Origin of the sequence: Candidatus Desulfatibia sp., from assembly GCF_036446775.1 — a bacterium.
In the GTDB taxonomy this organism is placed as follows: domain Bacteria; phylum Desulfobacterota; class Desulfobacteria; order Desulfobacterales; family UBA11574; genus Desulfatibia_A.
Window position 1 is genome coordinate 1 of record NZ_JAZFTO010000106.1, and the last position, 9020, is coordinate 9020.

Sequence of the window (9020 nt, forward strand, 5' to 3'; positions counted from 1 at the left end):
TGCGGAATCTGTCGGGTTAAATTCCCCGCAGCTTGCTGCGTTAAGATAGAAAATATCATTTGTTGATACCCCGTGGCTTGCCGCGGGGTCGTTCATTATATCAATTAGATGGGATATAAGAAGGGGTTGAACTGCAATAGCGAGCGCATTCCCATTTTCCATGGTTTTTATATTACCTTGCCTGTCAGCCAGAACAGCAACATTCCCACAACAACGGTGCCGCCTAAAGATTTTGTCTTCAGGGCAAAGATAAACGTGGGCACGGCTACCAAAAGTTCCGGCTGCCAGAGTTCCATATGTCTGGGCTCACCCGTTGTAATCAGTTCCGGCAAAAGAAGTGCGCTGAGGATAGCCGCCGGGATTAGATCAAGCCATTCCACAAACCACGCCGGAAGCTCACGTCTGGACAGAAAAAATAGCGGCATCCAGCGAGGCAGGTAGGTAACAAGTCCCATTCCAATAACTAAAATTATATATTCGCGGTGTATCATAATTTGTACCATTTCCTTATACCGATGCCCAAGGTTGCTGCAAGTATCGATGCCAGAACGATATATGAATTGCCGGGAATCGCCAGTGATAGGGCCACTGCCAAGGCGCCTGCTGTGACAGCAGTGATTACGTACAGGCGACCTTTGAGCTGAAAAATCAAAAGGCAGATAAACATGGCGATAAGAGCGTAATCAATACCGAAAGCATTGGCAGGAATGAAACGACCGCTGAATCCGCCGATGATAGTACTTGCAATCCAGGTGATATTGGCGGCATGATTGACTACCAGAGCACGATTCAGGTCCCAGGTGTTTTTGCTGAATCTGGCATGGTTTACGGCAAAGCTTTCATCGGTAACCCCGTAGGCAAATAGTGCAATTTTTTTCCTGGTTGCTTTGGTTACAAAGACCGCCAGGGAGGAACTCATCAGCAGGTGCCTCAGGTTGACCGCAAGTGTCGTCAGAATAATAGAGGCTGCCGACGCTCCGGCTGAAAGCATCGATACGGCAATAAACTGGGAGCTTCCGGCAAACACTAAAATAGACATCAGTGCGATTTCAAGAGAGTTCAACCCGGCCTTCTGAGCCAGTACGCCAAAAGCAAGCCCAATGGGAACATACCCAAGGCAGACGGGCCAAGCCGCCCCCAAGCCCTGAAAGACAGCATTTTTGATATTATAGCTGTTTGTTTTAGAAGCTATAGTCATGGTTATATGAACCGTAATAAATATACTTTTAGGAAAACATCAAAAAAAATCGCTGGTTAGGGGCCGCTGCTCAAAGAAAAAGATTACTCCCAAACCAACGAATCAAAGCAACGATACAACAAATGTAAAAGCCCTGCAACCCTCAAATAAGCGTTTGATGCTATCGGAGACCAATTAAATCTCGACTGCTTTTCTTGACAAATTTATTTTAACAATTATTTTTAGCGGGTTTGTTTGAATGCCGGTGAACATTAAAACCCCTCATCTGGCCGATGTTTATCCAAATGAGGGTTTTTTATTTTTTTATTGAATAAAGCCGTTCAATTCAACTATAATCAGCATAACCAGCTCCTGAAATTACCATGCAAAAAACCACACAGAAAGTCAGAAACATTGGAATAAGCGCCCATATTGACTCGGGCAAAACAACGCTTACCGAAAGAATACTGTTTTTCACCAAGCGCATCCATGCCATCCATGATGTTAAGGGAAAAGATGGTATCGGCGCCACCATGGATTCTATGGAACTTGAAAAAGAGCGCGGTATCACCATTGCTTCAGCGGCCACCTATTGCGAATGGCTGGAGCATGAAATCAATATCATCGATACCCCCGGTCATGTGGACTTTACCATAGAGGTTGAAAGATCTTTGCGGGTACTTGACGGGGCCATCCTGGTTTTATGCGCCGTCGGCGGTGTTCAGTCCCAATCTATTACTGTTGACCAGCAGATGAGAAGATACAAAATTCCCTTTGTAGCTTTTGTCAACAAATGCGATCGCAGCGGAGCAAACCCTTTTCGAATTACCGACCAGATCAAAGAAAAATTGGGGCACAACGCCGTGGCTATGCAGATGCCCATAGGACTTGAAGCCGATTTTAAAGGCGTCGCCGACCTTGTAACCATGCAAGCGTTTTACTTTGACGGCAACCATGGAGAATACGTCCGCACAGAGGATATACCTGATCATTTAGTGGCTGAAGCCCAAAGGCGCCGGGAAGAACTCATTGATGCAGCTTCCATGTTTTCGGATGAACTGACAGAAGCTATCCTTGAAGAACAGGAAGTTTCTGAAGATATGATTATTGCTGCCGTTCGCCGGGGAACGCTGGCGCGTGAGATGATACCGGTTTTTATGGGATCAGCCTATAAAAACAAAGGAATTCAGCCGCTGCTTGATGCGGTTGTCAACCTAATGCCCTGCCCCTCTGATGTACAAAACGAAGCTATCGAAATCGATAATGGGGAAAGAGCGGTCGTATTATCCAGTGACCCTAATGCTCCCCTTGTTGCCCTTGCCTTTAAGTTAGAAGACGGTCAGTACGGCCAACTTACTTATCTTAGAGTATATCAAGGATCTCTTTGTAAGGGTGATACGATTATTAATGTTCGAAATAGAAAAAAAATCCGGGTTGGCAGACTGGCCCGCATGCACGCCGATCAAATGGAAGATATCGAAACTATTCCGGCGGGATATATCGGCGCTCTGTTCGGTATCGAATGCTCTTCAGGCGATACTTTTGTCTCCCCCGGCATCAACCTTTCCATGACATCCATGTTTGTGCCTGAACCGGTAATCTCGCTTGCCATTGCCCCCAAAGATAACAAATCTAAGAATAATATGTCCAAAGCCTTAGGCCGTTTCAGCAAAGAAGATCCCACCTTCAGAACCTACGTCGATGATGAGACCAATGAAACGATTATCGAAGGCATGGGTGAATTGCACCTTGAAATTTATGTAGAACGGATGCACCGTGAATACCATGCTGAAGTAACAACCGGCAAACCTCGTGTTGCATACAGGGAAGCTATAACTTGCAGGTCTGAGTTTAATTATACCCATAAGAAGCAAACCGGCGGCGCCGGTCAGTTCGGCCGGGTGGCCGGCTACATGGAACCGGTCGCTGATACCGATTTTGTTTTTGAGAATCAGATTGTCGGTGGCAAGATACCAACCCAGTTCATTGCCGCTTGTGAAAAGGGTTTCAGAAATTCTATGGCCAAAGGGCCCAAAATGGAATTTCCCGTTACCGGCATCAAGGTGGTTATTAACGACGGTGCCGCACATGCCGTCGATTCATCTGAGATGGCATTCCAGGCCGCAGCCTGGGGGGCTTTTCGTGAAAGTTACCAAAAAGCCAGGCCGGTCATTCTTGAACCGATCATGAAGGTTGCGGTTGAGACACCGACCGAATTTCTGGGGGCTGCCATGGGACTTTTGAACCAGCGTCGCGGAATTATTGTAGGCTCGCAGGAAGAAGGCCCCCATTGTGTTGTCGAAGCCAAAGTTCCTTTGGCAGAGATGTTCGGGTTTGCAACAGTTTTACGCTCGGCAACCCAGGGCAAAGCGCAGTTTACCATGGAGTTCAGCAACTACAAAAAACTACCGCAGTCCATAGCAGAAAATTTGCAAAAATAGTTCTGCGATTTTATGAACGTCCTGCTTATAGCGGGGCTTAAAGAAAGGGAGCTAAATATGCTTAGAGATGAGCTCATCCTCCAAAACCCATTGAGGATCTTAGCCCAAGACAACGAAAACATCCTTCCGAAAGGTGGTTTCGGTGTCGTACTTGCAAGAGCCGGCGTCGGCAAAACCGCCCTTCTGGTGCAACTGGCGCTGAACTCACTTCTACGCGGCAAAAAGGTCCTGCATATCAGCCTGGATGATCCGGTCAACAAAGTCAACCTATGGTATAAAGAGGTTTTTTATCACTTAACTAAACCCCATGATGTGAAAACATCAAGCGAGCTTTGGGAATCCATGCTACCTCACAGATTTATCATGACCTTTAAAGTCGAAGGTTTTAGTGTGCCTAAGTTGGAAGAGAGGCTTACCGATCTTAAGGAGCAAAATATTTTTTCTCCGCAGGCTGTTTTTATTGACGGTCTTCCCCTTGATCAATCCCCAAAAGAATCGCTTTTGAATTTAAAAACCTTTGCAAAAAATCAATCCCTGCACACCTGGTTTACCATCCAGACTCACCGTCATGAAAAACCGGATCCGGACGATATGCCGGTTCAGCTGCAAAACATTGCAGATCTGTTTGATGTTGCTATTCAATTGGAGTCTGAAGGAAAAGAGATTCATCTGAAAGTTTTGAAGGGAGGATCAGCAAATTCAGAACATGCGAAATTGCTTCTTGATCCCAGGACTATGCTTATTACCTAATTACAGACCTCGTCATTCACCAGTCAAAAATTACCGTAGACCGTTATATACTGCGGGATTTCACAAAAAATGGACATCCAGTCGGTCTGGGTTCCGGGGTTCAGCGTTCAGGGTTCTGGGTTCAGCGTTCACTAATCACTGCTGCTGGATACTGGATACTGGGTTCTGGATACTATTTTCTGATAACTGATCACTAATTACTCTAATTACTGGTTACTGATTACTGGGTTCCCCGTTCAGGATTGCTTTTTTATTTAACCTTACTAACTCTGAATCTTTGAACCTCGAACCTTTGAACGCTGAACTTTTGAACCCTGAACCTGTTAACTCTGAACCTTTGAACATTGAACCTTTGAACCCAACTCTTTGATTAGAAATGGCGCGTTTTGTCCAAAATTTTCCCCGCAAGCTGTCATTATTTGCGAGGTCTGAATTAAGAGTATTTAAAAGGATGGCGGTAAAATGAAAACTTTGGGAAAAATAATCGTTTGTTTTCTTCTTGTACTGCCGACTGCTGTACAATCGTTCGATTTTGATCATTCTAACGGGTCTGAGAATAACATCAACTTTGAACTTAGTCAGACCGGCCAGCAAAGAGCTTTGGAACAGAGAGGCGTAAAAGTAACACGCGATAAAGATGACTTGGTTCGCCGTACGGTTCGGGCTTATGGGGGTGATTATGTTAGAAACGGGGAAACCGCGGCCATTACCTTGAATGGAAAGACATACCAGGACTTTACCATTGAGATTGTTGAGGGAAAATATTTGCGCATCAAAACCTCTGATGACACCCTATATTTGGAGGTTGTGGATAAACCCTAATATTATATCTCTGAATTGTGCGCCGCCCGCCAAGATCTGTTTGAGTTCAAGGCCCGCAGGGAGGGTTTCATAATAACTCTTATTGATATCCGGGTATTCTTTTTGAAATCCGGTAATAATCTCTTGCATCGCCATGAACTGGTTTCCGGCCATAAAGAGGACTAGGTCGGATGAATCGACTATTTCCAGATTGTGAAGGTCGTCGCCCCGGTCGAAGGGGATAATTGGCCGGTCTACGCTTTCATCAGCGACAAAATTCACACTTTTGCCTCAGAAATAGGATAGATTACATCAGCTTTCAAAGCCTCTGCAGCAAATGATAAAGATTCGTGAATCGCATCACGAGTAAGGCGAGGATGGGCTTCTATGATTTGATCAATCGTTTCGCCCGCAGCAAGTTTTTCCAATATAAGTTCAACTGTGATGCGGGTGCCTGCAATAACGGGTTTACCCATCATTATTGAGGGGTTTGAAACAATATATTTTTTTCCTCTTTCTCCCATTTTCCGATCCCCTGTTAAAAGTTTGTGACTATTATATAGGTAATATCATTAATATTCAACCCAGATAACGAAAAACTCACCCGATTGCGGGTAAGACCAAGGATGATTTAAGCATGAACAAAAAGCTGAGCAACAAGAACGAGATTCGGATGGCCGCGGCATACCCGCAAGTAGGGTGCAGTGAATGGTTAAATGGTTCTTCCAAAAGAGTCACTTCGTATTGGGTGGCCTCTGCAGGATGCCAATAACCGCATTGACGATATTGTTAAATGCCGGGGAGTTGAGCTTGCCGGCTTCGGTCTCCACCAAGGAACTGTTGGCGGTGAAAAGCTTGGCCGGCCTTGCATAGCTTACCCTTTGCAAAGAACCTGTTTCGAAATCACTATCAGCAATCTCGATGGCTGTCGGATCGGCATATGGATTGCTGGTTATCTGACAAAGGATCCAGTCATCTCGACCAGCAGAGGCAAGCACCACTGCGGGACGAAGCTTGGACGATGAAAGATCTGAAAACGGGAACCCTGACGAGCACTACCGAGCCTTTTGAAGGTGAGACCATGCTTCGTCCTCCTCCGGTCTGTTCCAGTCCTCAGAAAGGGTTGCTTCGCTCAATAGAGCTGTTTCAGCGATTGCGTCCAATTTCTCATCGAGAATCGTGACTATCGCTCGGCAAGATGAAGCCAGGCGGACAGGTTCTTTAAGACGGACTTCCCCATTCTTTTCAATTATTGCTTCCACGGATCTGAACATAGCTTTTTCTCCCTTATGATTGATTCAATATTAACATCTAAAAGAGACTGCTGCAACGGAATTGTTCTGGTTCGTTTTCATTACCATTTAACGCGGAAGTGAGAGGCCGGGCGATGTTATGAGAAAAAGGTGTTAAAAGGCACTACAGTTGACTTTTGAATTATTTTTAAAAAGCCGCGGTATAAGCCCGGTCTCTCTCCACTGATTTGTTCGCTGAAGGCCTTTGTTCAATAGCTGGAGTGAGAATGAATAAGTTCGTGAGAAATTGGTTTTACGGCTTGCCACTCTTTTGATGTATGTTCCGCAAGCCAGAGATCGCAATTCTTTTGTAAATTCATCCATAGATCTGCTGTAGTATCGAAAGCCCGGGATAAACGTAATGCCATGTCTGGAGTTATGGAACCTCTCTCATTAATAATTTTTGATAATGTTTTCCTGGACACACCAAGGATAGCAGACATATCCTTTATTGTAATGGATAATGGTATTAAGTAATCCTCTTTGATTATTTTGCCTGGGTGCGTTGGTTGCCTTTTAATTTTTCTCATAGTATCACCTTTTAATGGTAATCATCGTAATCTACTATGTATGCATCCCCTTCAATGAATTCAAAAAATATCCTCCAATTTCCTGAAACGTTAACAGCATATAACCCTTTTTTATCTCCGCTGAGCTTATGGAGGTTGGAACCGGGGTAATTCATATCTTTGATTTCATTGGCAGCATTCAATCGGTCTAAAATCCTTTCCAGCCTATCAGCATGCCCCGGTCTAATTCCTTTCTTGCTGCCGGTAAAGAAAAATTCTTTTAATCCTTTATGCTTGAATGATTTAATCATTTGTCATATTGTAACCTTTTAGGTTACACATGTCAACGATTTAATTTACAGCGAACGTTTGAACTGACCGGCAGCGCCTACGCCGTTCCTTTAGCCGCTACGCTACCCGCTGTCCGGTCAAGTGATTTGTTGGATTTCATGCACAATCAGACCTTCCGATAAGCATGTGTAAATCCAAATTTCACACACCCACCGGAAGATCATTCCCTTTTCGCTTCGAGATTCGGTGGCTTCCCTTCAGGGATGAACTTACAAATATTCTCTATATTATTCCAAGCTTGGGCCGAAACCTCTCCCACTACCGGGGCGGTAATCTCCATGCATCATGTAGTGACCCATATCCCCTCTAAAACGTCCCCACCAGCCAATTTCTGATGTATCCTTGGGTAAAGTGCGTGCAAAGCTCAAAAGGTCAAGAATATCTTTTTCGCTCCAATCATTGATAATTGCTGAGGGCATTCTTGTTCCTGGTTGACCATTTCTAACCTTGTGGATGAATTCCCAGGGGTTCTTGTAAGCTACGGTGCCTACAAACTCAGGCTTTTCAGAGTCTCCAAAATTTATTCCTATACCTACCGTACCGTGGCACATGTGGGCACAGTTATTCCTGAAAATATAGCTTCCCGTCCTTGGATTACCTCCTATGGGCAAACCTTCATTATTCACAATTTTGCTTGTGTCAATAAGTCCTTTTTTCATAAAAAGTGCAAGATCAGCGATCTCTTTATTACCAATATATTCTGTAAAATCGTGTTTTTTTTGGGCGCCTCTCTTATTTACGTTCTCAAGTTCCTTTATGGACATTTTCTTAGCAGCCTCATACACCCCTTTGAATCCGGTGTGGTGAGACCCCTTGCCATAGGCGCCGTTCTTACCACGATAGTCCCAACCATGGCATTCCTTGCACCGATAAGTATCATATCCATTCCGATTGTTAGTGCTTTGTTCCTTCCATAGCGGGTGGTCTTTTTGGGGTTTATCCGTATCAATCGTGGCTTTCCACCAATTGTCATAAAGTTGTCCGCCACGGCTTATGCGTATCAGTTCATCGAGTTTGTCATGTTCTTCCTGCGAATATGATTGTGGGTATAATTGCTGAGTTGATCTGCCCATCATGCCTCCCCCCATCTGGGACCATGCGCTCGTGCTATAAATTGCAAGAATCAATAGGGTAATACCAATCTTTTTCATATTATCCTCCTTAGTAGAATTAGGATATTATTTCCTCATTGGCTGATTAATCATTTAAACTGCCTCAACGGCACGGGTCAATTTATGTTTGACTTCTTCAGATATGCTTTTAAGGTCTTCTTGTCCTGTGATTTGAAACATTGCGGCAGGATCAATGGCACCTACTATCGTTTCCCTAGTTTGAGGATCTTCGTATACGACTACATTACAGGGCAGCAGTAAACCAATATCCAGTTCGGTACTGAGAGCTCGAAACGCTAAAGATGGGTTGCACGCTCCCAGGATGATGTACCTAGTAAAGTCCTTATCAAGTTTCTTTTTGAGCGTAGCTTTGACATCGATTTCGGTGAGCACCCCAAAACCTTCTGCTTTGAGAGTCTCAGTGACTTTTTGAATAGCTTCCTCATAAGTAAGAGATACCGTTCTCTTAATTCCATAAGTAGTATTGTTTTTCATAACACCTCCTTTAAGAGAATTAGTTGTTTCCGCGACTTTTCAATAGTCTTCAGTGAAATCCAACAAGTTAGTGAGCAGAATAAATTCTGCAT

The 9020-nt window shown here is 44.4% G+C and carries 13 protein-coding genes; 3 read left to right on the forward strand and 10 right to left on the reverse strand.

Going from position 1 to position 9020, the window contains the following annotated elements; all coding sequences use genetic code 11:
- Nucleotides 1-167 precede the first annotated feature (167 nt).
- Together V3S16_RS05050 and V3S16_RS05055 are read right to left on the reverse strand one after the other, a co-directional pair.
- A complete protein-coding gene (locus tag V3S16_RS05050; protein WP_413883585.1) occupies nt 168-491 on the reverse strand; it encodes an AzlD domain-containing protein in 324 nt (107 codons plus the stop codon).
- Nucleotides 488-1198 (reverse strand): AzlC family ABC transporter permease, encoded by a 711-nt coding sequence (locus V3S16_RS05055; RefSeq protein WP_413883586.1) that lies wholly within the window; start codon nt 1196-1198, stop codon nt 488-490. The genes V3S16_RS05050 and V3S16_RS05055 overlap by 4 nt, the downstream gene beginning before the upstream one ends.
- 362 nt (nt 1199-1560) lie before the next feature.
- On the opposite strand from V3S16_RS05055, the gene fusA reads away from it, so the two are divergent.
- From fusA to V3S16_RS05070, 3 genes are all read left to right on the forward strand, one after another.
- Nucleotides 1561-3618, forward strand: coding sequence for an elongation factor G (gene fusA / locus V3S16_RS05060; RefSeq protein ID WP_413883587.1), 2058 nt, complete (start codon nt 1561-1563; stop codon nt 3616-3618).
- A 57-nt stretch (nt 3619-3675) separates the two neighbouring features.
- Entirely contained in the window at nt 3676-4368 is a 693-nt protein-coding gene (locus V3S16_RS05065; protein ID WP_413883588.1) for an AAA family ATPase, read from the forward strand.
- 462 nt (nt 4369-4830) lie between these two features.
- Nucleotides 4831-5190: a hypothetical protein gene (locus V3S16_RS05070; RefSeq protein ID WP_413883589.1), complete on the forward strand. Its 360-nt coding sequence runs from the start codon at nt 4831-4833 to the stop codon at nt 5188-5190.
- Here the strand turns inward: V3S16_RS05070 and V3S16_RS05075 are convergent.
- The 8 genes from V3S16_RS05075 to V3S16_RS05110 all read right to left on the reverse strand — a co-directional run bounded on the left by V3S16_RS05075 (nt 5161) and on the right by V3S16_RS05110 (nt 8928).
- Nucleotides 5161-5451: a hypothetical protein gene (locus V3S16_RS05075; protein ID WP_413883590.1), complete on the reverse strand. Its 291-nt coding sequence runs from the start codon at nt 5449-5451 to the stop codon at nt 5161-5163. The two genes, V3S16_RS05070 and V3S16_RS05075, sit on opposite strands and share 30 nt — an antisense overlap.
- Nucleotides 5448-5693 carry a DUF433 domain-containing protein gene (locus V3S16_RS05080; RefSeq protein WP_413883591.1) on the reverse strand — a complete coding sequence of 82 codons (246 nt, stop codon included), beginning with the start codon at nt 5691-5693 and terminating at the stop codon, nt 5448-5450. The genes V3S16_RS05075 and V3S16_RS05080 overlap by 4 nt, the downstream gene beginning before the upstream one ends.
- Before the next feature lie 210 nt (nt 5694-5903).
- Nucleotides 5904-6170: a hypothetical protein gene (locus V3S16_RS05085; RefSeq protein WP_413883592.1), complete on the reverse strand. Its 267-nt coding sequence runs from the start codon at nt 6168-6170 to the stop codon at nt 5904-5906.
- Nucleotides 6171-6224: 54 nt separating this feature from the next.
- A complete protein-coding gene (locus tag V3S16_RS05090; protein ID WP_413883593.1) occupies nt 6225-6443 on the reverse strand; it encodes a hypothetical protein in 219 nt (72 codons plus the stop codon).
- Nucleotides 6444-6670: 227 nt separating this feature from the next.
- Nucleotides 6671-6991 (reverse strand): HigA family addiction module antitoxin, encoded by a 321-nt coding sequence (locus V3S16_RS05095; protein ID WP_413883594.1) that lies wholly within the window; start codon nt 6989-6991, stop codon nt 6671-6673.
- A gap of 11 nt (nt 6992-7002) precedes the next feature.
- Nucleotides 7003-7281, reverse strand: coding sequence for a type II toxin-antitoxin system RelE/ParE family toxin (locus V3S16_RS05100; protein ID WP_413883595.1), 279 nt, complete (start codon nt 7279-7281; stop codon nt 7003-7005).
- Between the two features lie 267 nt (nt 7282-7548).
- Nucleotides 7549-8472, reverse strand: a complete 924-nt coding sequence (locus V3S16_RS05105) for a c-type cytochrome (protein ID WP_413883596.1) — start codon at nt 8470-8472, stop codon at nt 7549-7551.
- A gap of 54 nt (nt 8473-8526) precedes the next feature.
- Complete coding sequence (locus tag V3S16_RS05110) at nt 8527-8928, reverse strand: DUF302 domain-containing protein (RefSeq protein WP_413883597.1); 402 nt, start codon at nt 8926-8928, stop codon at nt 8527-8529.
- Nucleotides 8929-9020 lie beyond the last annotated feature (92 nt).